This is a genomic window from Paenibacillus sp. sgz302115, from assembly GCF_056120445.1.
In genome coordinates this window covers 179,174-201,457 of sequence record NZ_JBVYOK010000002.1, presented here as the reverse complement: position 1 = coordinate 201,457, position 22,284 = coordinate 179,174, and the positions used below count along the sequence as shown (strand labels likewise).

Sequence of the window (22,284 nt, the reverse complement as noted above, 5' to 3'; positions counted from 1 at the left end):
CCGTTGTTGCTGAACAAATTTACCAGTCGAGCTCCAATAACGACATTTCTGCCGTTGTTGCTGAACCAATCAACCAGTCGAGCTTAAATAACGGCATTTCTACCGTTGTTGCCAAGTGGAAACGGCTAAGCCGTCCTTAAAAGACGGTATCCGTTTCAGCGGGAAATAGAAGGATGATTTATTGCGTGAAACATATAAATCCTTAGATTTAAATAAAAAACGGTGAAGCGCACCCTGCTCCGCTTCACCGTTAATTCTATTTCAGCACTGCTGCTGGCTACTGTTGCCCGAGGCTGCCTGCTGCGCTCTCCGCCGTCTGCTTGGCGTGCTTGATGCAGTCCGGCATGCCGATTCCGTCGTAGCCGGCCCCGAAGGCGTATACCCCCGGCAGCTTGCGGGCAAGTTCGCTGCGCAGTCCGGCGATACCAGCCGGATGGCCTACCGGATATTGCGGCATGGAATGCTTCAGCCGGGTAATCTCCGTAAACAACGGGTCAGCGTTGATGCCCATAATCTCCTTCAAGTCCTTGCGCACCAGACCCGCCAGTGCCTCATCAGGGAGCCCGACATTCTGTTCATCCCCCGAACGCCCGACGTAACAGCGCAGCAGCACCCTGTCGTCGGGGCTTGTATGCAGCCACTTGGTAGACGTCCAGGTACATGCCGTAATATTTCGAGCTTCTTTTCGCGGGACCAGGAAACCTGAACCATCATATTCCGTAACAATGTCCTTCTTGGCAAAGGCCATAACCACATTGGCCACCGATACATAGTTCACAGCGTCCAGCGCCGACACATCCACATGGGGACGAAGCAGCCCGGCAGCGGCAAAATTCTGTACGGTGACGTACACATCATCCGCCTGCAGCCGTTCCCCGTCATCCAGCTCCACTTCATAGCGCGGGGAGGTACCACCCGCCGAAGCCGCTGTGCCAGCTCCGGCACCGCTCAGCAGATGTAACGACTTCACACCCGTTCCGGTCCGCTGCTCCACATCATGTAACTCGTGGATCAGAGCCTGCACGAGACTCTGCAAGCCTTTGCGGAAGGTCAGAAAGGCACTTTTTTTGGTACCGGTGTGTGTTTCTGTCGGCTTGCGCCCTGTAGTCATCCCGCGGATCAGGCTTCCATATTTACGCTCCACCTCTCCGAACTGCGGGAAAGTGGCCTGAAGGCTGATCTTGCGCATGTCGCCGGCATAAATGCCTGCCAGCAGCGGCTCCGTCATATTCTCCAGCACTTCGGTACCGAGGCGGCGTTCGATCAGCTCACCCAGCGATTCATCTTCGGAGCTGCGGCGCGGCGGAATCACGAAATCCATCATTGCCCGAAGCTTGCCGCCGAATGTAACCAGGCCGCTCTTCAGAAACGGCTTCAGCTCCGTGGGAATGCCAAGCACCAGACCGGCCGGCATCGGATGCAGCTTGCCCCGCTGCAGTATGTACGTCTTCTTGGCATTCGGATTAGTAGTCACTAGCTCATGGTCAATCCCCAGCTCTTTGGCCAGGTCGCTCATTGCTGTTTTGCGGGCTAGAAAAGAGTCCGGCCCCTTCTCGATCACAAAGCCCTCACGGTGCAGCGTCTCAATCTTGCCCCCAAGTGACTTGTCCTTCTCAACCAGAACAATATCCGGCTGAATTCCGGCTTCCCGGTAATATTTGCGGACATAAAAAGCGGCGCTGAGGCCGCTGAGGCCTCCGCCGATGATCACTACCTTACGGGCTGCACCGGTCATGACTGGCTCACCTTCAGCTCTTTTGCCGCAGTTTGCACCACATCGCTGAGCACCGACATATATGCCGGATCGCTGTTGAGTGAATCAATCCGCAGCAGCCGCAGATCCAGCTCGGAGGCCAGTGCCTGGGCTTCTATGTCGAGGTCGTACAGCACCTCCAAATGGTCTGACACGAAGCCGATTGGAGCTGCCAGGACATATTTCACCTGTGCCTCACTAAGCTCACGGAGCGTCTCAAGAATGTCCGGACCGAGCCACGGCTCGGCTGTGCGGCCGGCGCTCTGCCAGGTGAACTGCCAGGAGGTTACTCCCGCCTGCTTGGCAATGGCTTCAGAGGTGGCCAGCAGTTGATCACGGTACGGATCACCCATGGACAGAATCCGCTCTGGCAGGCTGTGCGCACTGAACAGCACCCGAACCTCTTCACGCTTCGCCCCCGCTTCCTCAAAGAGGTCCAGCTTCGCTGCCACTCTGCGGCTGAGCACCTCAATCAGCTCTGGATGCAGGTGGTAGCTCTCCACGAATGCCATTTCAATTCCGCTGGCTGCAGCTTTGTCCTGAGCACGCTTGATATAGGTGCCAACACTCATTACGGAATAGTGCGGGGCTAACACAACGCCGACAGCCTTGGTAATGCCGTCCTGCAGCATGGCCTCTACACCATCTTCAATAAAAGGGCGGGCGTGCTTCAGTCCCTGGTAGCAGACATATTCCACATTCTCTGCGTTATGGCCGCTGTTCAGCGCAGCCTGCAATGCCGCTACTTGACGGTCCGTGTTCTCCCGCAGCGGAAAAACACCGCCGACGATAGCCTCATAACGGTCCTTCAGCTCCTTAAGCTGCTCTGCGGAAGGCGGATTGCCGCGGCGGATATGGGTGTAGTAGGCTTCCACTCCCTCCAGACTTTCAGGCGTGCCGTACGACATCACGAGTACACCAATTTTTGTGGTCACGGTTTTCATTCCTTTCTGTTCTTAAGGGCTTCGCGCGAATAATCATGTATATACTCCGTCAGCTCTCTTAGCGTGTCCAGTGAAGCCTCAGGAAATAATCCATGCCCCAAATTAAATATGTAGCCCGGCTCCCGGATGCCTTCATCAATCAGCTCTTTGGCCCGTTCCTTCAGCAGCTCCATCGGTGCAGTCAGCAGATAAGGGTCAAGGTTGCCCTGAATGGCAAAAGCACCGCCTGTCCGCCGTCTGCCTTCACTGAGGCTCACACGCCAGTCCAGGCCAATCACATCAGCTTGAAGCTTCGTCAGGCTTGGCAGCAGCTCTCCAGAGCTTACACCGGGAAAATAAATCTTCGGCACATCAAGATCCGAAAGCTCGGCAAAAATACGGGAAATGGTCGGCAGCACATATTGCTCGAAATCACGCGGAGCGAGTGCACCGACCCAACTGTCGAACAGTTGGAAGGCCTTTCCGCCGCTGACCACATGGCTGCGCAGATAGGCGATGACCATATCACCGAGCTTATCCATCAGCTTGTGCCAGACCTGGGGCTGGCTGTACATCAGTTCCTTGGTGCGGTGATAGCTCTTCGAAGGCCGGCCTTCAATCAGATAGCTGGCAATCGTAAAAGGCGCTCCGGCAAAAGTAATCAGCGGCACGTCGAGTTCCTTGTCGAGAATAGCAATCGTCTTCAGAATGTGGCCAAGGTCGCCTTCAACATCAATTGGCTTCAGTCTGTCCACATCGGCTGCGGTGCGGATCGGATTCTCGATAACCGGACCGATGTTCTTGACAATATCAAATTTCACCCCAAGGGAAGCCACCGGGTTCATGATGTCGGAGTACAGGATAGCCGCATCTACCCCCAGCTTGCGGACAGGCATCAGAGTAACCTCCGCTGCAAGCTCCGGCTGCGAACAGATCTCCAGCAGCGAGTAATTTTCCTTGATTTTACGGTATTCGGGATCATAACGACCAGCTTGCCGCATGTACCATACGGGAATATGCTCCGTGTCTTGCTTCTTGCATGCGCGGATAAAAGTGTCATTGTAGGTCATGATAAGATCTCCATTAGATTTGATAGTTGATTAAGTAAACGCTTATCACTTATTATGCTCTTTTTAAAAGTTCGGAACAACCGCCGCGAAAGCCAAGGGAATGACAATCCAATGACATTACTATGACAAGTGTTGCAGTGAGTGAGCTAAATTATATGATATACTGATAAAATGTCTTTTTTCGTGAACTCTTGATCGTTTAATTTCTTGAAAGGAAGTGAAAGCACTTTGAAGAATTGGGAGACATGGAAAATCAACCTCATTGTGCTTTGGTTCGGACAATTTCTGGTCAATGCCGGAATGACTATGATTACCCCATTCTTGTCTTTATATCTGGCCAAAGACCTGGGAGTCCAAGGAAATTCGCTCGGGATATGGGCCGGACTTATTTTTGCCGCGAACTTTTTGACCTCGTTTCTGTTTCAGCCGCTGTGGGGCAAGCTGGCCGACAAATACGGGCGCAAAATTATGCTGCTGCGCTCCAGCTTCGGCATGGCGCTGGTCATCGTGATGATGGGCTTCGCACAGACGCCCATGCAGCTTCTGCTGCTCCGGCTGCTTAACGGAACGATCTCCGGCTTCAATCCAGCTTCCATCGCGCTCGTCTCCGGCAACACGCCAAAGGAGCGCATGGGTTTTGCCATGGGGCTGATGCAGTCCGGCTCTGTCGCCGGAACCATTCTTGGACCGCTGATCGGCGGAGCGATGGCTGACTGGATCGGGTACCGCCCAATCTTTTATATCGTAGGTGCGCTCTTGTTCGCGGCCTCCCTGCTGGCGCTGTTCCTGGTCAAGGAGAAGTTCGACCGTACCCAGGCCGCCAAGGCGCCGCAGGTTTCCGTAATGGAAGGCTTCAAGGAGCTGGCTAAGGTCCCGCAGCTTCCGGCATTGTTCGGGGTAACATTCCTCCTGCAGTTTGCCATGATCAGCCCCATGACTCTGCTTCCGCTGTATGTAGAAAAGCTTCACGGCTCAGCGACAGACATCGCCTTCTGGGCCGGAGTAGTCAGCGCCGTTACCGGCATCTCCAACATGCTGGCTTCTCCGCTGCTGGGCAAGCTTAGCGACAAGGTCGGCGCTCACCGTATCTTGACCTACGCGCTGGTCGGCGCTGCCGTGTTCATCATTCCCCAAGCCTTTGTAACGAGTGTCTGGCAGCTCATCGTTGTCCGTTTTCTGATGGGGGTCTTCATGGGAGGTCTGCTGCCAAGCGTCAACGCCCTGATCCGCTCCTATACCCCTGAAGGCAAAGACAGCCGCGCTTTCGGCTTCAACAGCAGTATGCTGGCCCTCGGGAACATGCTGGGAGCGGTCATTGGCGGATTTTTAGCGGGATACATCGGAATTGAAGGATTGTTCCTGATTTCGGGCGGCTTCCTGCTGGTCAACACGGTCTGGGTACGGCTGAAGCTGTATAAAGGGCATGCGCCGCGTTTATTCCGTTAGCAATTATTTTACAATAGCCAATGCCAAACCGTCGTAAGCGGGCAGCAGCGTGGTCATGAGCCGCTCATCATGGGCAATCATTTCATTGAAGCGCCGCATGGCTTGCACGGCCGGCCCATTCTTCTCCAGGTTGAGTGTCCGTCCGCGCAGAAAAATGTTATCCCCGGCGATAATCGCTCCCGGCGAAGCCAGTCTGATTGCATATTCCAAATAATGCGGGTAATTCTCCTTGTCGGCGTCGATAAAAAAGAAATCAAACCTCCGGCCCTCCGCCTCCAGCAGCTTCAGGCTGTCCAGCGCAGGGCCGAGCTTGTATTCCACAGCTTCGCCGAAGCCGGCCTGCTGCAGATGGCGCTGCGCAAGCTCCGCATATTCGGCCTTCAGCTCCAGCGACGTCAGCCGCCCGCCGGACGAAAGTCCGCGGCACAGGCAAATGCCGCTGTACCCGCCAAGGGCTCCGATCTCCAGAATGGAAGCCGAGCTGGACATTCTGACCAGCATCGTCAGCAGCCGCCCGTAGCCCGGTGCAATGGAAACCTCCGGCATGTGGTTGTCGATAATCGCTTGTTTGACCTTAAGAAGCAGCTCGTCCTCTATGTAAAGCTGCTCACTGTATTCTTCCTGATTAGGCATGGGTATTCTCCTTTGATTATTAGTGGCATTGTGCTGTGTCCCGCATTCCCCTATACTTGAAAAGACAAGCCGCCGTCAAAGCGGAACTCAGGTTAGTCATATAAGTTAGGCATACCAGAATTACTGCTTCACTTATTGTACTGGCTTTTCATATTTACCTACAAGTTAAACGGAGTTGAGAGCATTTGGGCAAATTACAATTGATCGCCACCGCCCCGATGGGGCTGGAGGCAGTCGTAGCACGCGAATTAAATGAACTGGGTTATGAGACCAAAACCGAAAATGGCCGGGTATTGTTCAGTGGGGATTACATCGACATCTGCCGCTGCAATTTATGGCTGCGCACCTCTGACCGTGTATTGGTGAAGATGGGCCAGTTCCCCGCCACAACCTTCGACGAGCTGTTTGAGGGTGTCAAGGCCATCGACTGGCAGGACTGGATTCCCGAGAACGGGGAATTCCCGGTGGAAGGACGGTCGCATAAATCCCAGCTTACCAGCGTACCCGCCTGCCAAGGGATTGTCAAGAAAGCCATTGTTGAAAAGCTGAAGCTTTCGCACCATACCGAATGGTTCCCGGAGAACGGGCCCCGGTATGTTGTGGAAGTGATTCTTTTGAATGATATCGCCTTGATTACACTGGATACCACCGGCCCGGCGCTGCACAAACGCGGTTACCGCCGTCAGGCTACGGAAGCGCCGCTGAAGGAAACGATGGCCGCCGCGCTGATCCAGCTCAGCCGCTGGAACGGCCACCGTCCGCTGTACGATCCTTGCTGCGGCTCCGGCACGCTGCTTATTGAAGCGGCGATGATCGCCTGGAATATCGCGCCGGGCCTGCGGCGCTCGTTCCCGTCGGAGCATTGGCCCGTAATCCCGAAGCGCCTCTGGGAAGAAGCCCGCGAGGAGGCCATCGACGCCGTGCGTGACGACTACCCGCTGCAGCTTACCGGCAGCGACATCGACCCTGCCGCGATTGAAATCGCCGAAGCCAACGCGAAGAGCGCCGGACTTTCCGGTGAGATCACCTTTCAGACCATCGCTGCTGCCAAAGCCAGACCGCAAGGCGATTACGGCTGCATCATCACGAATCCGCCCTACGGGGAGCGGATCAGCAGCGACAAGGAAGTGGAGAAGCTCACCCGCCAATTCGGAGAAATGATGCTGTACCTGCCGACCTGGTCCTTTTTCGCCATCAGCCCCTATAAGGAATTCGAGCAATTCTACGGCCGCAAGGCGGACAAACGGCGCAAGCTGTTCAACGGACGGATTGAGTGCCAGTATTATCAGTACCTCGGGCCGCTGCCCCCGCGCAATCCGCAATAAGCAAATAGCCTTAAGCCCCACAGCTGCTGTGAGTGCTTAAGGCTATTTTTTGTAAATAACGCTTGTTAATGAAATTTGAGTGCGAATTAGAACAATACCTTGTCCGGGTGGGAGCCAACGCGTTCCCCGGCATCGAGTCCGCTTATCGCCGCAAGCTCCTCCGCCGACAGCTCGAAATCGAAGATTTCACTGTTTTCCTTGATCCGCGATGCAGTTACCGATTTCGGAATAATTACGATGTCATTCTGCAGTCCCCACCGTAAAACAACCTGGGATACCGTCTTGCCGTGCTTCCCAGCGATACTCTGTAGCAGCTCGTTATCCTGCAGTCTGCCCTTCATCAGCGGAGCCCAGGCTTCAATCTGAATTCCGCGGCTGGCGCAGTACTCATGCAGTTCCTTCTGGATAAACCGCGGATGCAGCTCTACCTGATTCACAGCAGGTACAATTTCACTGTCCTTAAGCAATTCTTCCAGGTGATGTATCTGAAAATTGCTGACGCCGATAGCCCGGGTACGGCCTTCAGCATACAGCCGCTCCAGCGCACGCCAGGTATCTTTATATTTGTCTACGCCCGGCCAGTGGATCAAGTACAGATCAATAATGTCCAGGCCCAGCTTCTTGCAGCTGGTATCGAAGGCACTAAGCGTCTGATCATAGCCCTGATCCGCATTCCATACCTTGGTCGTTACGAACAGGCTGTCCCGCGTAATGCCGCTGGCGGCGATCGAGCGTCCAACCTCTTCTTCGTTGCCATATACCGCTGCGGTATCAATACTCCGGTATCCCAGCTCAAGCGCAGTCATTACGGCTTTGGCAACCTCTTCGCCTTCCGCCTTATAGGTGCCCAGTCCAAAACGGGGCATGACAATCCCGTTATTCAAAATCGTTCCATCGGTAATATGCTTCATTTAGCTCCACTACCTCCTATGTAGGTCTCTAATTTCGACAACAGCTCCATTATAACATGTAGTTGCTGGAAGATGCGGACATCCCTCAAGTGAAAACGGCTTATAACGTGCAAAAAGCCCCCGCAAACGATTGCGGAGGCGATACTTCTCTAGGTTAGTATTATTCCTTGATGACTGGCTTTTTGACAAAAGCCTCGGCTTTCGCCAGCACTTCATCCTCGGTCGGAGCACTGACATACCGTCCATTTATATACACAAACGGCCGTTTGCCGCAAGGCCCGCAATAGGAGATGCACCCGGTCTTGATCTCGGCATCGGGCGCCATCTTGCGCAGCTTGGGCAGGATACTTTTCATCTTGATATGATTACATTCGTCGCAAATCCGTATATCGTTAGCCATGAAGCAACCCTTCTTTATGTCCGTAAAGATCAGGCGAACGCTTAGTGATCGCCATGATTTCCTTTTGACGGATTAGTGATAACAAAACCTTCTTCCGGGAAATACAGGTAATCAATCTTCACACCATCCAGCAGCGGCTGGTTCGGGTCAAGAATGACATCAATCTCTTTGTCTGTCGTAACAACCACATCATTATCTTTAGGCGTGTCCAAATCCAGGCCGTAGTGGGCATGATCGCCATGGGCATGCGTAATGGCTACGCGCAGCTTCAGCTCGCTGTTGCCTTCAAGCTCCATTGTTTTCTTTATCACTTTAGCCGCATTGCGGGTAATTTTGACGTTCATCCTTATCCATCTCCCAGGCATCTATAGTTTAAATACTCAATAATTCATTTTAAGGAAATGAGCCTGCAAAAGCAACCATATTAGTGAAATAGATGCTGCAGCCGCGCTAAAGATTCTCTAAATATTCATCTTCCGGCTCTCAGCGCCGGGTATTTGCGGTCCATCCGTGATACGAACCAGCCCGTCAGCAGCATCGTTACCCCAATATCGTCAATCGGCAGAAAAGGCATAAAATCCGGCAGCACCCAGTACAGCAGCACCGGAACTGTGAACAGCAGCTTGTCCGTTAGCGCAACATCAGGCGAAATGACATACTGCCAGGAATTGCGGAAAAGCCGGGACCACATCTTCAGTGACAGCAGTTTTCTCAGTTTCATTAACGGCCCTCCCAAAAGTTTGAAAAGGGTACAGCCGCTGAGAGCTTCTAAAAGAAAACTGCGGCCATACCCTTTGCTGTTATATTACGCAAATTTGCAGGTATTGTTTCATTTTTATTTGAAATTTGAAAGAATAGCCGCCAAAATAAGGCTGGTATCCAGCGCCACATCCTCAAAATCAGCCAGCGGCAGCGGATTTTTACCGCTGCCCAGCTCCACGGTGAAGCCGGGCTTGCGGAAGCGCTGGATGAACCAATCCTTGTAGCCGGCGTCGCTGCCGGTCAGCTCCACCGGCCGGTAGCCGCTTGCCGCCGCCAGCCTGATCGCAAGCGCCTTGCTCTCCGGCGGCTCATAACCCCGGTAATTCCAGTAAATCTCGCCTCCCTGGCTATGCAGGGAAACGGCGGCATCGCCGGGAACCTCTTCTGCCAGCCGTACAAGCGCTGCCGCTTCCGGCTCGCTGAGCGGCGCCCTCCCGCTGAAATCGCGCGGCCCAGGCTCCCGCACACCCCGCCGGGCCCGTTCCTCTTCCCAGTGGGCGGGGAACTGGTCCCCTAGATCCACACCCCGGATGTTGGCCTTCCAGTGCCGGAAGCTGCGCCGGCCGTGGTTCCATTTCATCAGCTCATCGTAACAGGGATGCCCGGACAGCACGCCTTCCTGTACCAGCTCGACCCCATCGGGGTTGGCCATCGGCACTGCCCATAACGTCCAGCCGCTATACCAATCTTCGGGACGGTGACCGTTCCACTCCTTGCCTTGGGCATAAGCCGCAGCATATTTCTCTACAAAAGACATCAGACAAGGCGATGTCAGCCATTCATTGGCATGCAGCGCAGCATTCACGTGGAGATGACGGGGGCCATTGCCAATCCGCAGCAGATGAAGGGGCTTGCCCAGCACACTGGTGCCAATACTGTCTTTTTGGATAAAGGGGTATTGGCTGGTTAACTTTGCAATATCCTCCTCCACATCGTTAGGCCCGTATTCACCGCGCAGGTGCACCACTGAATGGGGGGTGGCTGGAGGAATGACCAGCACTTTGCCGGGAGCGCACCAGTGTGCCGAGGTTACGCCCGGATTTAGCCTCTCAAGCTCACATACATCCACGCCAAACAGGGCGGAAACAAGCTCCGCATTGTCACCCTCCTGCACAGCATAGCGTTTGCGCGGAGCGGAAGGCAGGAACAGGATTTGTCCCGGATACAAGTAAGGCTGCCTTCCCGCCCATGGGTTTCCTTGAATAACATGCTCCGACGTCAGTCCGGCTTTTGCGGCAATCCGGCTGACGGTGTCTCCCCTGCGGGCAATATATTGCTGCATATGTCTCATCCTCTCGGCCTCAAGTACGCCGTCATCCACTGCCGTCAGCCGGGCATTACCGCGGAGACAACCGGACACAGCCCTCTGGTCTTATTGTATGCAGCCCCTTCTGTCCACCATGAAAGAATTGAGCCGGCCCGCTGCCGCACAATACTAAAAGACCGGAGCATTGCTGTCCCGGCCTTATTTTACAGTTCTAATATCTCCCGAAATTAGAGGTTTGTCCCTATTCAATTCACCCATAGCCATGCTTTACAATGACGATACCTGCCATACTACGGGCGTACGCTTGATCTGCTCTCCGAGCCAGTCCCGGGCGATCCGCTGGAACATCTCCGCATCTCCGCTGCAGAAAAATTGGTGGATTGGACTTTCATCTCCGCTCGCCAGCTTGCCTTTGTCATACAGAATTGTGCTGATTTCCCGCGCAGTTTCATCCGCTGAGCTGATCAGCTTGACCCCAGGCCCCATCACTTTCCCTATTGGCTCAACCAGGAAAGGATAATGGGTACAGCCGAGGATCAAGGTATCTATCGGCTCATATTTGATGCCGTTCAAAGACTCCGCTACTGCGATGTGGCTCTCTTCTGTGCGGAACAGTCCTTGCTCAACATATGGAACAAGCGCCGGACAAGCCTGGCTGACAACCTGAACAAACGGGGAAAGCTGCTTGAGCGCAGTGGTATAAGCCCCGCTATTAATCGTGCCTATCGTGCCTATGACTCCCACCTGACCGGTTTTGGTGGCACTGATGGCCGCACGTGCTCCGGGATGAATCACACCGATGACAGGGATGGAAACTTTGGCTGAAATATAATCGAGAGCGGCCGCTGTTGCTGTGTTGCAGGCAATAACGATCATTTTAGGATTGAATTGAATTAAATAGTCCACGATTTGTTCGGTGAACAATTTCACTTCCTCTGTCGAACGGGGTCCGTACGGTGCCCTTGCTGTATCTCCGAAATAAATGATTTTTTCCCGAGGGAGCTGCCTCATTACTTCCTTGACAACCGTCAATCCCCCTACACCTGAGTCTAGTATTGCTATAGCTTGCTGCACGAACACACGCTTCCTTCTACTTGTTTTGTGTAGCTTATGTAAGGCCAAAACAAAATGTACCTGGATTTGAGCCCCAATTGCAGATAATACTCCATTTGCCGCAACAGTTCAAGCTCCGGGGCTCTTTCCTGCCAAGAGCCGCCTCCCGCCAGAATGCGAAAAGCGGCTCTCGCCGGAAAACCCTATAAGAGCAAATGGCTCTAGGAAAATAGCATCAGTAAGCCTACAGAATACCGCTGCCGCCTTTGTCATTCTGCGTGTCATTTTCCAAAACGGCTTCCACGTCGGCTACAGTGCCGGTTTCAGCATCCGCTTCAGCTTCAGCCACAATATCAGCTTCGGCCTCCGCCCCGGCTTCATCCAACTCCGCAGCTTCAGGAGCTGCAATTGCACTAACCGTTACCAGTTCTATTTCATCGGAGGAAGTGTAGTGCTTACCCCATTCTTTAACTTCGGTAACTACTGATCCCACAGCGTCTTTGGCTTTGCCATACAGCTCCGTGGTCTTCTCGCCAGTTGCGCTGGCAATTTCCTGCACTTTATCAACGGCAACCGAAGTACCTTCCGCAATATCCTTGCGCAGCTCTTTACCCGGCTTCGGGGCGAACAGCAATGCTGTCACCGAACCGACCACACTGCCAACCAGTGCGCCCCACAGCAAGCTTTTGGTATCCTTTTTCATCATTCATCTCTCCTTTGGATTCATTGAATCTCTGCCCGGCCACCCGGGCTATCGCCTAGTTCTGCTATATCATAAGCAATGGGAGCTTGACCTGTGACTGATTAAAGGCTCATTTCTGAAGTTTTGTCTTTCTTGCGGGGTGTAATGGCATACCGGCAGCATTGGCTGCCTTCCGCCATGCACTCCGTGCGCGTCACTTTAGCATCTAGTAGTTCCTCAAATAAATGCTGCTCGCATTGACATGCCTTGCGGTACTGGGAAGCCACCTGGCGGATGGGACAGTTATACTCGCGCATCGTATAAGAGCCGTCCTCTTCTTGACTCCATTCTGCCATATAACCTCCGGAATTCTGAATGGAGGACAGCTCGGCCACCCGTTCTTCCAGATTGCGGTGCTCCATCATCGGGGCATACTGGGCAAGCATCCGCTTCCGCCGGCCTTCAAACAGCACGTTAACAGCCTCCAGACCGCTGCCGTGATCCAGCTCTCGCAGCAGTTCCAGCGCCAGATTATGATAGCTTTTCGGAAAATGGTCTTCTGCACGCTCGGTCAGTGAATAGACATGCAGCGGGCGTCCCATGGCCTGACGGACGACCTTGGTTTTGACAAGGGACTCCTGCTCCAGCTGCAGCACATGGCGGCGGACACCCATTTCGGTAATCTTCAGCTCCTCCGCGAGCGCGCCGATCGTCAGCGGCCCTTGCATCTTCAGGAGCGTCATTATCATGCGCCTTGTTGAACCGCTTTCCTGACCCTTCTTCACCATAAAGGACCTCCTCTCTTACACGGCTGACGCCTTTTTCATTGTCACAAAAATAGATTATTGCGGAGCTTCTGCACCCAGCTCCTGCTCCAAATAGCTGTGCACCTCTGCGGCGAACTGCTCCAGCGCCCCGGGAAGCTCAAGTGTGAGCGGATGCAGCAGACTGCGCTCCCAGTCATAATATTCCTGCACGAGCGGCTTGCGTAGGGCGACAAGCTGTGTCAGCAGCCCATAGAGCCCGCTGCCGCCAAAAACCTTCTCTTCATGGATAATGGAAATAATATCCTCATAGCTTCCGGCATCACGCATAATGAACCCGTCAATCAGACAACTCCCTACGTCGGTAACAACCTCTATCGCCAAATGCAGGCAGCGTTCCTGCACCAGGCCCATCAATGTGCTTCCATCCCATGAGGCCGCCGCCTGGCGGAGCCCGGTATTAATATCTGGAATCTGCCCCAGTATACTTTCAATTTGCTTCCGGTTGACATAGTACACAACTGACCCTCCAAGAAAATAGCATTATTTACCGCGTTTGCCGCGGCGTTTCAGCCAGAACAGCATTATGAAGCAGGCTGCCAGAAATATGGCCAGGTAGGTTAGTGCTTCCATCGGATATTCAAGCTCCCGCATATGCTTCACACCTTTCGGTTAAGGTAGCGCTTGCCGCTCTTCCCTACTTCCGGCTCTAAATTTCATAATCCACAGCAATCGAAAGCTCCTTGACCTCATTGATGTGGGCGATAACTTCCTTATGCGCCGGATGTACCTGATAGGCCTGCAAATCATCCAGTGAAGCTACCACCGTCACCAGAGCAATATCAAAAGAACGCTCGGAATGAATGATGTCGGCACCAACCTCGATGGAAAGGAGCTGCGGAATCTTGCCTTCCATGTTCCGTAGCACCGCCACCGTGGCGGCAACTTGCTCAGGGGACCGGTTCTTTAGTTTGAAGAATACAATATGCTTGATCATCTATATCGCTCCCTGCTCCTGAATAATGTAAATTGGTTACTAAAAATATATCATACCCGCACCACTTCTGAAAGAAACTTCAGCTTCGGGGAGGCTCCATGCATTTCATCTGGACGAACGTATTATCAAAATGTTAAAGTCATATAAAGCCAAACCAGAACATTTGCCACATTATCAATTCTGTAAATCGGAGGAATTATGCCTAAGAATCAGCAAGAGCCACACAAAATCCAGGCCTGGTCTCTGATCAACCGCAAATATCTTGGACAAGGCGTTCGGGTCAAAAGATTCCGTAAGCCGAAGAGAAGCCAGATCCGCAACCGCGTGCTGCTTGCCATCCTGATGGCCAAGGATATGAAGCTGTCACGGCTTGCGGAAGAGCTCTCCGTATCTTCACGCAGCGTAAGCGCTTGGGTGTACGAAGGCCGCATTCCTTCCAGAACCAATCTGGACAAGGTATGCCGAATTCTTGGCTATCCGCCCCACATCTTGTTCAATGAGGCTCTCCTGCGGCAAAGTCCGATTGTATGCCAGCCGACGCCCTCACGTTTCATGAAAAGAACGAATGCGCATTCTCCGCATAGCAATGTTATTCTAACCGGGCTATGTATGGTCTACGATTTCTCTGTAACGGATGTCAGCATCTGGATAGGTGTCCACCCTGGAACCTTCCGCAAATGGCTGCACCAATGCCATCTGCCGACGCTCGCTTTGCAGGAGAAGGCGGAGAATTTCTTCCACATTCCGCGGAATATTCTGTTCGCCGATTGTGAGCTGCGTTAATCAAAATCCTCAAGGTACATACGGTATTCGCATGTGCCCCACTTAAGGCCCTTCTCGCAATTGAGGAGGGCCTCTTGCGGCTCCCGGCCTATCTCCCAATGACTATCTCTTGCGCGCGCGTATCTCTCTGAGTATGTATTTATGACTTCCTCCCTGCAAACTATGCAGAGTCTCCTCCCGAACCTCTGTCCCGATAATCTCGGTTCCGGCAAAATGGCCCCTCAAATCAGCATCGCTGAAAAAGTGGGCGTATTTTCCTTCCTTATACTCATATGTTCCCTGCTCCAGTTGTCTTCCACAGCCGTAATTGGGGTCTTCATCAGAGAAGCTGGTGAAGTAGAGCAGACCTCCGGGGCGAAGCTGTTCAAGGCTTGCAGCGATCAGACTGCGCCGCTCTTCCGCAAGAAACAAGTGCAGCACATCATAACAATAGACGGCATCCACCTGGAAGTCTAATTGGCGTTCTAATGCCGATCCTTCTGTGAACAGCGTTCTGGAATCCCACTCTGCTGCAAGCTCCAGGGCTGCACCGCTTAGTTCTATGCCATAAGTCACAAAATCGGACGAGAACACCTTCGTATTCCGGCCATACCCCGCACCTGGAACCAGGACGGACTGCACCCCCTGTTCAAGAAACCATTCCCGGGCCCGCAGGGCCGTAGGACTAGGCTGATCCCCCCAGATCATGCCTTCACGGGCAAATCTGTCGCTCCAATATTCGGACATAAGACTCATTCCTTTCTCGAAACGGCTTTAGTCGTGACTGCGGGGAATGTTTGGACTTCCGGCCGCTGTTGTTCACAGATTTCCTGATTTGAGACCGCTGCTCGCGGTTGAAATCTGTGAACAAAGGCGGACGCGTTCGCTCCTCCAGTTCCAAACTTCCCCTCCGCCACTTATGCCTTTTTATATAGTTCTTCAATTCAGCTTCTAGTTCCCCCCGCTTTTTACTCTATACCAATACTTATAAATCTCCTTATAACCCAGCTTATCATATAATGCGGAGGCCCCTCTGTTGGTCTGCACCACCTGTAGAAAGGAATGAGAAGCGCCCTGATCTTTGCCCCAGTGCAGCAGGGACAGCAGCATTTCCTCCGCCATTCCTTGCCGCCGGAACGCTGGAGCTGTGCACACATCATATAGACCAATGTGCCCATGCTGGATGACGCCAAGCCCACAGGCCGCAGGAAAACCCTCCTTCAGCAAAAGGGCATACCCCATCTTCAAGCAGGACGAGGACAGCATTCTGCGCAGCGTGTCACGATTAGCAGCGGACAGCCCGGACATTCCGGCAAATGCCGCCAGCCAGTCCTCTGTCAGCTCCTCCCCGATCTGGACGCTATACTGTCCGGGGACAGGCGGGAGCTCCTGCAGATCCAGAAGCCTGACCGATGAAGGCTCCACTATACTGTAGCCCTGCTCTGCCAGTATTCCGTCGAGATTAGCGGGCTGGATAAACGGAGTGATTTTGAACACAGGCTTCAGCCCGGCAGCTTCATAGTACTGCTCTGCGAGCAGTATTTTGTTTTTCACATCCAATCCGGCACGCTGTCCCTCGGGTCCGTATAGCGGACTGACTGAATTCGCCCGTTTGGTGTAGCCTGCGGCGAAGCGCAGAATCCAGCCCTCCAAAAGCACACTTTGCTCAGCAGGCCAGGTATTCAGTGTGAGCTCTTCAATGAACTTGTACAATAACTTTCGTCTCCTTCTCAGCTTCGTTTATTGCGCATAGCAAGCGGGCGGCCGAACACTGGAGCCACTCCTGTCTCGACAGGACAATCTTCGGCGATGCGGATGAACGTATCGGTGTAACTCATGATCTGGACCCTCTTTTAGCGCTTGCACAATCTTGTCTACTATATTAGTTCACTCCGCAGGTTCAGGCAAAGACTAACCCCATAGCAAAAACGGCCAATCCCCTGCAGTTCAGAGAATCAGCCGTTTATTTGGTGCCGCTTGCGGGACCGGGTTTACCAGCTCGCTTTGGTGATGCCGGGAATTTGCCCCTTGAGCGCCAGCTCGCGGAATACGATCCGTGAAACCTTGAATTTGCTTAAATAACCTCTTGGTCTGCCGGATACGGAGCATCTGTTTTTGAGACGGGTGGCCGAGGAATCACGCGGAAGCTTCTGCAGACCCAGATAGTCCCCACTTGCCTTCAACGCACGGCGTTTATCTGCATAAGCTGCAACCAGCTCCTGCCGCTTCAGTTCCTTGATGACCTTTGATTTTTTCGCCATGTTAAGTATTCACCTCTTTCGATATAGGATAAGCAACTGCTATTCGTTCAAAGCCGTTTTAAGTGCTTCCAGGTTCTGGCGCATAATGCCGATATAATCAAGATTGCTGCTGCGGTCCTTATCTGTCAGACCTTCGATTGGATTCAGAACCGCCGCCTTGGCGCCAATTTCCTTGGCAATCGTGTCGGCGACACTCGAAGATACCAGGGTTTCGAAAAAGATCGTCTTCACCTCATGCTCCTTGGCGAATTTCACGATCTCTGCCATCTTGGCTGCAGAAGGCTCCTGCTCGGGAGAGAGTCCGGCAATCGGCACCTGAGTCAAGCCGTACTCCCGGGCCAGATAGCCGAAAGCCGCGTGCTGGGTAATGAAATCCTTGCGCTTTGTATCCTTCAGCCCCTCCTTGAAATCCTGGTTGAGCTGCTCAAGCTCGGCTACATATGCATCGCTGTTCTCCTTAAAAGCAGCGGCATGCCCGGGATCAGCGGCGGACAAAGCGGTCTCAATTGTGCGCACCTCTTTGATCGCAAGCGCAGGGTCAAGCCAGACATGCGGGTCCAGGCCGCCGTGGTCATGCCCCTCTTCGGCATGCCCGCCTTCCTCGTGCTCATGCTCATGCTCATGGTCGGCTTCTTCCTCTTCCGCGCCTTCCATAATATTCAGGCCCTTGCTGGCTTCCACGGCAACCAGCTTGCTGCCGGAAGCGCTGTCCAGCACTTGCTGCGCCCAGCCTTCCATTCCGGCACCGTTATAGATAAGCACATCAGCAGCGGAGATTTCAGCCATGTCCTGCGCTGTCGGCTCCCAATCATGCGGCTCGATTCCGGCCGGAATCAATGTCTCCACATCAGCCAGATCCCCGACGATTTTGGAGGTGAATTCGTACATAGGATAAAAGCTTACCTTGATGTCCAATCTGTCTGCGGGTGGAGCGGAAGCTGGCTCTGCTGTTGCGGCTGGGGCGCTGGCGGCAGCTCCCGTATTAGCCGCAGTATTGCTGTTATTGCCGCAGCCGGCGACTATAAGCATAGCGGTCAGGGACAGAGCGGCAAGGTGACGCATACGGAGTTGTATCATTATATTTTTTTGCTCCTTTACTCAAAAAGATATTAGATTAAATACGGCGGCGGTAATTGAACGCAACCAGCTTCTGCACCGCGATGGCGATCAGCAGAAAGATCAGCAATATGAGGGCAATTGTGCCCCCGGGAGGCGTGTTAATGTAATAAGAGGCAGTCAGCCCGCTAAATACACCTATGAGGCCAACACCGACCGAGATCACTATCGCAGCGGTAAAACCGGAGGCAATCCGCAGAGCGATTGAAGCCGGCAGCACAATAAGTGCGGATACCAGCAGCACGCCGACAACAGGCATTGCCGCGGCAACAGTCATACCGGTCAGTACAGCAAACGAAAAGGACAACAGACCTGTATGCACACCGCCGATGCGGGCCGTCTCTTCATCGAAGGTAAGGCTATAGAGCGGCCGGCGAAAAACAATGAAATAAATAAGACCGGCAGCAGCTACGGCAGCGATCAGCTTAAGCTGGGTATCGCTGACGGCGACGATGGAGCCGAAGAGGTAAGAGCTGAAGCTTTTGCTGAGATTCTGCTTCAGGCTCATCAGCACGACGGCAAGCGCCAGGCCGGAGGTCATAATAATCGCTACCGGAAGCTCGCTGTATGTACGGTAGGAGCGCCGCAGTTGCTCGATCACAACCCCTCCGGCCACTGCTACGCCAAAACCGCTGAATGCCGGACTTAGCTGCAATACCGAACCCAGTGCTACTCCGGCGAGCGACACATGGGACAGAGTATCGGCCATCAGCACCTGCCGCCGCAGCATCAGGTACACGCCGAGCAGCGGACCGATGATACCGATCAGGCCTCCGGCCCAAAATGCGCGCTGCATGAATTCGTAACCAAGCATTTCCAGCCCTCCTGCTCTTCCCGTTCCAGACTAATCACCGTATCCAGATAAGGCCTTGTCTCATCGAGACTATGTGTAACCATAATCACCGTCCGCCCGTGCTCGCTGACATAATGGCGCATCAGCTTGTTGAACCCGGTGCGGCTCTGGGCATCCATGCCCGTTGCCGGCTCATCAAGCACCAGCACCTGCGGCTGCTGGGCCAGCGCCCGGGCGATGCAGATGCGCTGCTTCTGTCCGCCGGACAGCTCGCCGATCCTGCGGTTGCGGTATTCCCACATCTCTACTTGCCGCAGGCTTTGCTCCACAAGCTCTTCCTGCTCCTTCGTGAACCGTCCGAACCATCCCAGCCGCGAGTAGCAGCCGGAACGGACCAGTTCGATCACCTTGCTGGGAAAACCGGCATTGAACGAGGCCACCTGCTGCGGAACATAGCCGATGCCCAGCTTCCCGCCGCCAGTGATCTCCCGGTTCAGGGAGACTGTTCCGCTCCACGGCTTGAGCAGGCCCAGCAAAAGCTTGAGCAGTGTCGTTTTGGCCGCCCCGTTCGGACCGGTGATCCCGATGAACTGCCCGGCTTCAATATCCAGAGACAGGCGGTCAATGACCGGCTCATTCCCGTAACCGAACACCACATCACGCATGGATGACAAAATCATGACCCCTTACTCCTGCGAAGCAGCCAATAGCTCTTCGGTAGGCCACGGCAGCGGGTTGTTGAAGGTATTCCAATCCTGCTTCATCTCTTCCTCTGTCAGCAGACATCTGTCCAGTCTGGCCTCAATATCCGCCTGGCTCATGCCAATTCCGATGAATACGACCTCATTCAGGCGGTCGCCCCACTGTTCATCCCATCTGGCCTTAACATCAGGCTCGTTCTCCAGAACTTCAACCTGCTGCTCCCGCGGCAGCGTAGCAAGCCAGTAGCCGGCGGGTCCGAACTGGATGGAAGGTCCCGCCTGGCTTATCGTTGCGGCCAGATCGCCCCTTGCCGCCAGCCAGACCAGCCCTTTGGCCCGGACAACCTCCTCCGGCCAATTGCTGAAGAAAAAGCTCAACCGCTGCGGATGGAACGGCGTTCTTCGGCGGTAGACAAACGAGCCGATGCCGTATTCCTCCGTCTCCGGCGTATGGTCCTCCTTGTTCAGCTCCGCAATCCAGCCGGAGGACATGCTTGTCTTCTCAAAATCGAACAGCCCGGTGTTCAGGATCTCCTTCGGATCAACCACACCCTTCACCGTGCGGATGATCTTCGCACTCGGCTGAAGTCTGCGCAGTACAGCCTCAAGCTTGTTCAATTCCTTCTCTTCCACCAGATCGCATTTATTCAGCAGCAGCACGTCGCAGGTTTCAATCTGATCTATGAGCAGATCGACGATATCGCGGAAATCATTTTCACCGGCCACCGTATTGCGGTCTAGCAGACTGTCGCCTGAAGCGAAATCATGCCAGAAGCGGTTGGCATCGACTACAGTTACCATTGTGTCAAGTCTTGCTAGTGCGGTGAGATCAATGTCCAGTTCGGGATTCGCGTAAGTAAATGTCTGCGCCACCGGAACAGGCTCGCTGATGCCGGAGGATTCAATCAGGATGTAATCGAAGCGTCCTTCCATCGCCAGCTTGTTCACCTCACGCAGCAAATCATCGCGCAGGGTGCAGCAAATGCAGCCGTTTGACATTTCTACAAGCTTCTCCTCTGTCCGGGAAAGTGTATTGCCAGATTTGACTAATCCGGCATCGACATTGACCTCGCTCATATCGTTGACAATCACCGCTACCTTCAGGCCGTCGCGGTTGTGCAGAATGTGATTAAGCAGTGTGGTTTTGCCGGAGCCCAGATAACCGCTGAGCACCGTAACAGGAATTTGGTTCATATGTTTGCTCCTTACGTTTTTTATTTTGTTGATTGGCATTCCGGGCAAAAAGACTTAGCGGGTTTCACGGTGTAATGTGACCCGCTTCAGTCGCGGACAATATTTATTCAGCTCAATCCGTCCTGGCTGGTTTTTCTTATTTTTGGTGGTGGTATAGTTGCGGTCACCGGTTTCCGTGCAGGCGAGTGTAATGACAACTCTCACTATTGATCAGCTCCCTTTTGTTTAATCGTAATATTTACGATTTACACATTCTACATGTTATCTCTGCCCATTGTCAACAGCAACACTCCAAAAAAATCTTAGTCTCTCTCAGATTTGTGGTCTTTCCGGCGAGGATATTACGTATAGATGGATTATGAAAATATGATTCTTGCAATTGCAAGATGGGAGTAGGAGTGAGGGAAATGAAGATTCCGGTAATTATACTTGGCGGATTTCTGGGGAGCGGAAAAACAACCCTGCTGCTCACACTGCTCAAAGAGAGCAAGGCACGGGGGCTGAATCCCGGCGTCGTGATGAATGAGCTGGGAAAAAAGGACGTGGACGGCTATATTCTTCAGGAGCATACCGGCGCAAATGTGGAAAAGCTGCTGGACGGCTGCGTCTGCTGCAGCCGCAAGGAGGAGCTGCCGCGAAGTCTCAGCGCACTGCTTGCGCGGCAGCCGGATATCATCTATATCGAGCTCACCGGTGTTGCCGATCCCGAAGAGATTGCCAAATCACTGCTGGAGCCTGCGCTCAGCGGGCGGCTGGCCCTGCATTATTCCATAACCCTGCTGGACGCAGAGAACGCGCTGGAATACAGCAGCCGCTTCTCTGCCGACAGGCAGCTCGTGCGGACGCTGCGCAAGCAGATTACGAGCGCCGATCTGATTATTGTCAACAAAAGCGATCTAGTCGAGCAGGATACCTTATGGCGGATCGAAAAAATGATCAGCAAACATAACACGGAGTCCGAGATCGTATTTACCCATTACAGCGAAATCAATCTCGCGCCACTGCTGGCCGGAGTTCTTCCCCGCGAGCCCCGCTCCGCTGCTGTGCAGCGCGGGAACCGGGCCATGAGCGGCACACCGCTGAAGCGAACGGGCGGCGGCCATGCGCAGGGTGCAACTGCGGTGCAGGAACCGGAATTAAGGCAGCAGGCCTCTTATTCGCAGGTGTCGGCTGTTACGCTGACCTTCCCGCAAGAGGGGGAGGGCGGAATCGGCCGGGAAGAGCTGGAGGATTTTTTTCACGGATGGGGAGACAGTCTGCTTAGGGCCAAAGGGCATATACGGTTAGCGGGACAGGAGACGGTCCAGCTTGTGCAATACGCCGGAAGCCGCTGTACATGGGATGCCTCACGGTATCCGGGACAGCCTTATGTGGTGTTCATTGGTCTGAATATGGATGAGAAGCAGCTCACAGACCGCTGGTCGGCCCTGTTCAGTTAAAATACACGCTGTTGCGGGAAGGAGCCCATCCA

General features: G+C 53.7%; 26 protein-coding genes. 4 read left to right on the top strand and 22 right to left on the bottom strand.

Features of this window, described 5'->3' with window-relative positions:
• Positions 1-277: 277 nt before the first annotated feature.
• From hemG to hemE, 3 genes are read right to left on the bottom strand one after another with little or no spacing between them, the layout of a single operon-like run.
• Positions 278-1,735 (bottom strand): protoporphyrinogen oxidase, encoded by a 1,458-nt coding sequence (gene hemG, locus AC0LWN_RS06390; RefSeq protein WP_474663751.1) that lies wholly within the window; start codon positions 1,733-1,735, stop codon positions 278-280.
• Positions 1,732-2,688, bottom strand: a complete 957-nt coding sequence (hemH, locus tag AC0LWN_RS06385) for a ferrochelatase (protein ID WP_474663750.1) — start codon at positions 2,686-2,688, stop codon at positions 1,732-1,734. The genes hemG and hemH overlap by 4 nt, the downstream gene beginning before the upstream one ends.
• 5 nt (positions 2,689-2,693) lie before the next feature.
• Entirely contained in the window at positions 2,694-3,746 is a 1,053-nt protein-coding gene (hemE, locus tag AC0LWN_RS06380; protein ID WP_474663749.1) for a uroporphyrinogen decarboxylase, read from the bottom strand.
• A gap of 228 nt (positions 3,747-3,974) precedes the next feature.
• Between hemE and AC0LWN_RS06375 the strand changes: the two genes are divergently transcribed.
• Complete coding sequence (locus tag AC0LWN_RS06375) at positions 3,975-5,192, top strand: MFS transporter (protein WP_458963155.1); 1,218 nt, start codon at positions 3,975-3,977, stop codon at positions 5,190-5,192.
• Positions 5,193-5,195: 3 nt separating this feature from the next.
• On the opposite strand, the gene AC0LWN_RS06370 is transcribed toward AC0LWN_RS06375, so the two are convergent.
• On the bottom strand, positions 5,196-5,825 hold the full coding sequence (locus AC0LWN_RS06370) for an O-methyltransferase (protein ID WP_474663748.1): 630 nt from the start codon (positions 5,823-5,825) through the stop codon (positions 5,196-5,198).
• Between the two features lie 185 nt (positions 5,826-6,010).
• On the opposite strand from AC0LWN_RS06370, the gene AC0LWN_RS06365 reads away from it, so the two are divergent.
• The gene (locus AC0LWN_RS06365) at positions 6,011-7,150 is read left to right on the top strand and encodes a THUMP domain-containing class I SAM-dependent RNA methyltransferase (RefSeq protein WP_474663747.1); all 1,140 of its coding nucleotides are present in this window, start codon (positions 6,011-6,013) and stop codon (positions 7,148-7,150) included.
• Positions 7,151-7,236: 86 nt separating this feature from the next.
• On the opposite strand, the gene AC0LWN_RS06360 is transcribed toward AC0LWN_RS06365, so the two are convergent.
• From AC0LWN_RS06360 to AC0LWN_RS06315, 10 genes are all read right to left on the bottom strand, one after another.
• The gene (locus AC0LWN_RS06360) at positions 7,237-8,061 is read right to left on the bottom strand and encodes an aldo/keto reductase (RefSeq protein ID WP_474663746.1); all 825 of its coding nucleotides are present in this window, start codon (positions 8,059-8,061) and stop codon (positions 7,237-7,239) included.
• A 160-nt stretch (positions 8,062-8,221) separates the two neighbouring features.
• Positions 8,222-8,461: a YuzB family protein gene (locus AC0LWN_RS06355; RefSeq protein WP_019911861.1), complete on the bottom strand. Its 240-nt coding sequence runs from the start codon at positions 8,459-8,461 to the stop codon at positions 8,222-8,224.
• Between the two features lie 41 nt (positions 8,462-8,502).
• The gene (locus tag AC0LWN_RS06350) at positions 8,503-8,805 is read right to left on the bottom strand and encodes a HesB/IscA family protein (RefSeq protein WP_474663745.1); all 303 of its coding nucleotides are present in this window, start codon (positions 8,803-8,805) and stop codon (positions 8,503-8,505) included.
• 125 nt (positions 8,806-8,930) lie between these two features.
• Positions 8,931-9,182 carry a hypothetical protein gene (locus AC0LWN_RS06345; protein WP_458963151.1) on the bottom strand — a complete coding sequence of 84 codons (252 nt, stop codon included), beginning with the start codon at positions 9,180-9,182 and terminating at the stop codon, positions 8,931-8,933.
• A gap of 114 nt (positions 9,183-9,296) precedes the next feature.
• Positions 9,297-10,505, bottom strand: coding sequence for a M14 family zinc carboxypeptidase (locus AC0LWN_RS06340; protein ID WP_474663744.1), 1,209 nt, complete (start codon positions 10,503-10,505; stop codon positions 9,297-9,299).
• 252 nt (positions 10,506-10,757) lie between these two features.
• A complete protein-coding gene (gene racE, locus AC0LWN_RS06335) occupies positions 10,758-11,564 on the bottom strand; it encodes a glutamate racemase (protein WP_458963149.1) in 807 nt (268 codons plus the stop codon).
• A gap of 223 nt (positions 11,565-11,787) precedes the next feature.
• Complete coding sequence (locus AC0LWN_RS06330) at positions 11,788-12,249, bottom strand: YtxH domain-containing protein (protein WP_474663743.1); 462 nt, start codon at positions 12,247-12,249, stop codon at positions 11,788-11,790.
• Between the two features lie 98 nt (positions 12,250-12,347).
• Entirely contained in the window at positions 12,348-13,013 is a 666-nt protein-coding gene (locus AC0LWN_RS06325; protein ID WP_474663742.1) for a helix-turn-helix transcriptional regulator, read from the bottom strand.
• A 54-nt stretch (positions 13,014-13,067) separates the two neighbouring features.
• On the bottom strand, positions 13,068-13,508 hold the full coding sequence (locus tag AC0LWN_RS06320; protein ID WP_474663741.1) for a DUF86 domain-containing protein: 441 nt from the start codon (positions 13,506-13,508) through the stop codon (positions 13,068-13,070).
• Between the two features lie 190 nt (positions 13,509-13,698).
• On the bottom strand, positions 13,699-13,986 hold the full coding sequence (locus AC0LWN_RS06315; RefSeq protein WP_474663740.1) for a Dabb family protein: 288 nt from the start codon (positions 13,984-13,986) through the stop codon (positions 13,699-13,701).
• 198 nt (positions 13,987-14,184) lie between these two features.
• Between AC0LWN_RS06315 and AC0LWN_RS06310 the strand changes: the two genes are divergently transcribed.
• Complete coding sequence (locus AC0LWN_RS06310; protein ID WP_474663739.1) at positions 14,185-14,769, top strand: helix-turn-helix domain-containing protein; 585 nt, start codon at positions 14,185-14,187, stop codon at positions 14,767-14,769.
• 102 nt (positions 14,770-14,871) lie between these two features.
• Here AC0LWN_RS06310 and AC0LWN_RS06305 read toward each other — a convergent pair whose 3' ends face one another.
• The 8 genes from AC0LWN_RS06305 to rpmG all read right to left on the bottom strand — a co-directional run bounded on the left by AC0LWN_RS06305 (position 14,872) and on the right by rpmG (position 21,017).
• Positions 14,872-15,495: a class I SAM-dependent methyltransferase gene (locus AC0LWN_RS06305; RefSeq protein WP_474663738.1), complete on the bottom strand. Its 624-nt coding sequence runs from the start codon at positions 15,493-15,495 to the stop codon at positions 14,872-14,874.
• 204 nt (positions 15,496-15,699) lie between these two features.
• Complete coding sequence (locus AC0LWN_RS06300) at positions 15,700-16,461, bottom strand: GNAT family N-acetyltransferase (protein WP_474663737.1); 762 nt, start codon at positions 16,459-16,461, stop codon at positions 15,700-15,702.
• Between the two features lie 278 nt (positions 16,462-16,739).
• Complete coding sequence (rpsN, locus tag AC0LWN_RS06295) at positions 16,740-17,009, bottom strand: 30S ribosomal protein S14 (protein ID WP_474663736.1); 270 nt, start codon at positions 17,007-17,009, stop codon at positions 16,740-16,742.
• A 39-nt stretch (positions 17,010-17,048) separates the two neighbouring features.
• Positions 17,049-18,086, bottom strand: a complete 1,038-nt coding sequence (locus AC0LWN_RS06290) for a metal ABC transporter substrate-binding protein (protein WP_474663735.1) — start codon at positions 18,084-18,086, stop codon at positions 17,049-17,051.
• A gap of 37 nt (positions 18,087-18,123) precedes the next feature.
• The gene (locus AC0LWN_RS06285; RefSeq protein WP_474664144.1) at positions 18,124-18,945 is read right to left on the bottom strand and encodes a metal ABC transporter permease; all 822 of its coding nucleotides are present in this window, start codon (positions 18,943-18,945) and stop codon (positions 18,124-18,126) included.
• On the bottom strand, positions 18,891-19,598 hold the full coding sequence (locus AC0LWN_RS06280; protein WP_474663734.1) for a metal ABC transporter ATP-binding protein: 708 nt from the start codon (positions 19,596-19,598) through the stop codon (positions 18,891-18,893). Before AC0LWN_RS06280 ends, AC0LWN_RS06285 begins: the two co-directional genes overlap by 55 nt.
• Positions 19,599-19,604: 6 nt before the next feature.
• Positions 19,605-20,813: a GTP-binding protein gene (locus tag AC0LWN_RS06275; protein ID WP_474663733.1), complete on the bottom strand. Its 1,209-nt coding sequence runs from the start codon at positions 20,811-20,813 to the stop codon at positions 19,605-19,607.
• 54 nt (positions 20,814-20,867) lie between these two features.
• Positions 20,868-21,017: a 50S ribosomal protein L33 gene (gene rpmG, locus AC0LWN_RS06270; protein ID WP_019911883.1), complete on the bottom strand. Its 150-nt coding sequence runs from the start codon at positions 21,015-21,017 to the stop codon at positions 20,868-20,870.
• 203 nt (positions 21,018-21,220) lie between these two features.
• Here rpmG and AC0LWN_RS06265 point away from each other — a divergent pair, with 203 nt between their 5' ends.
• On the top strand, positions 21,221-22,252 hold the full coding sequence (locus tag AC0LWN_RS06265) for a CobW family GTP-binding protein (protein ID WP_474663732.1): 1,032 nt from the start codon (positions 21,221-21,223) through the stop codon (positions 22,250-22,252).
• Positions 22,253-22,284 lie beyond the last annotated feature (32 nt).

Bases quoted from the DNA above. Each gene is read 5' to 3' on its own strand.
- hemG (WP_474663751.1), bottom strand. From the start codon at position 1,735: ATGACCGGTGCAGCCCGTAAGGTAGTGATCATCGGCGGAGGCCTCAGC.
- hemE (WP_474663749.1), bottom strand. From the start codon at position 3,746: ATGACCTACAATGACACTTTTATCCGCGCATGCAAGAAGCAAGACACG.
- AC0LWN_RS06370 (WP_474663748.1), bottom strand. From the start codon at position 5,825: ATGCCTAATCAGGAAGAATACAGTGAGCAGCTTTACATAGAGGACGAG.
- AC0LWN_RS06360 (WP_474663746.1), bottom strand. From the start codon at position 8,061: ATGAAGCATATTACCGATGGAACGATTTTGAATAACGGGATTGTCATG.
- AC0LWN_RS06355 (WP_019911861.1), bottom strand. From the start codon at position 8,461: ATGGCTAACGATATACGGATTTGCGACGAATGTAATCATATCAAGATG.
- AC0LWN_RS06350 (WP_474663745.1), bottom strand. From the start codon at position 8,805: ATGAACGTCAAAATTACCCGCAATGCGGCTAAAGTGATAAAGAAAACA.
- AC0LWN_RS06345 (WP_458963151.1), bottom strand. From the start codon at position 9,182: ATGAAACTGAGAAAACTGCTGTCACTGAAGATGTGGTCCCGGCTTTTC.
- AC0LWN_RS06340 (WP_474663744.1), bottom strand. From the start codon at position 10,505: ATGCAGCAATATATTGCCCGCAGGGGAGACACCGTCAGCCGGATTGCC.
- AC0LWN_RS06330 (WP_474663743.1), bottom strand. From the start codon at position 12,249: ATGATGAAAAAGGATACCAAAAGCTTGCTGTGGGGCGCACTGGTTGGC.
- AC0LWN_RS06325 (WP_474663742.1), bottom strand. From the start codon at position 13,013: ATGGTGAAGAAGGGTCAGGAAAGCGGTTCAACAAGGCGCATGATAATG.
- AC0LWN_RS06315 (WP_474663740.1), bottom strand. From the start codon at position 13,986: ATGATCAAGCATATTGTATTCTTCAAACTAAAGAACCGGTCCCCTGAG.
- AC0LWN_RS06310 (WP_474663739.1), top strand. From the start codon at position 14,185: ATGCCTAAGAATCAGCAAGAGCCACACAAAATCCAGGCCTGGTCTCTG.
- AC0LWN_RS06305 (WP_474663738.1), bottom strand. From the start codon at position 15,495: ATGTCCGAATATTGGAGCGACAGATTTGCCCGTGAAGGCATGATCTGG.
- rpsN (WP_474663736.1), bottom strand. From the start codon at position 17,009: ATGGCGAAAAAATCAAAGGTCATCAAGGAACTGAAGCGGCAGGAGCTG.
- AC0LWN_RS06290 (WP_474663735.1), bottom strand. From the start codon at position 18,086: ATGATACAACTCCGTATGCGTCACCTTGCCGCTCTGTCCCTGACCGCT.
- AC0LWN_RS06280 (WP_474663734.1), bottom strand. From the start codon at position 19,598: ATGATTTTGTCATCCATGCGTGATGTGGTGTTCGGTTACGGGAATGAG.
- AC0LWN_RS06275 (WP_474663733.1), bottom strand. From the start codon at position 20,813: ATGAACCAAATTCCTGTTACGGTGCTCAGCGGTTATCTGGGCTCCGGC.
- AC0LWN_RS06265 (WP_474663732.1), top strand. From the start codon at position 21,221: ATGAAGATTCCGGTAATTATACTTGGCGGATTTCTGGGGAGCGGAAAA.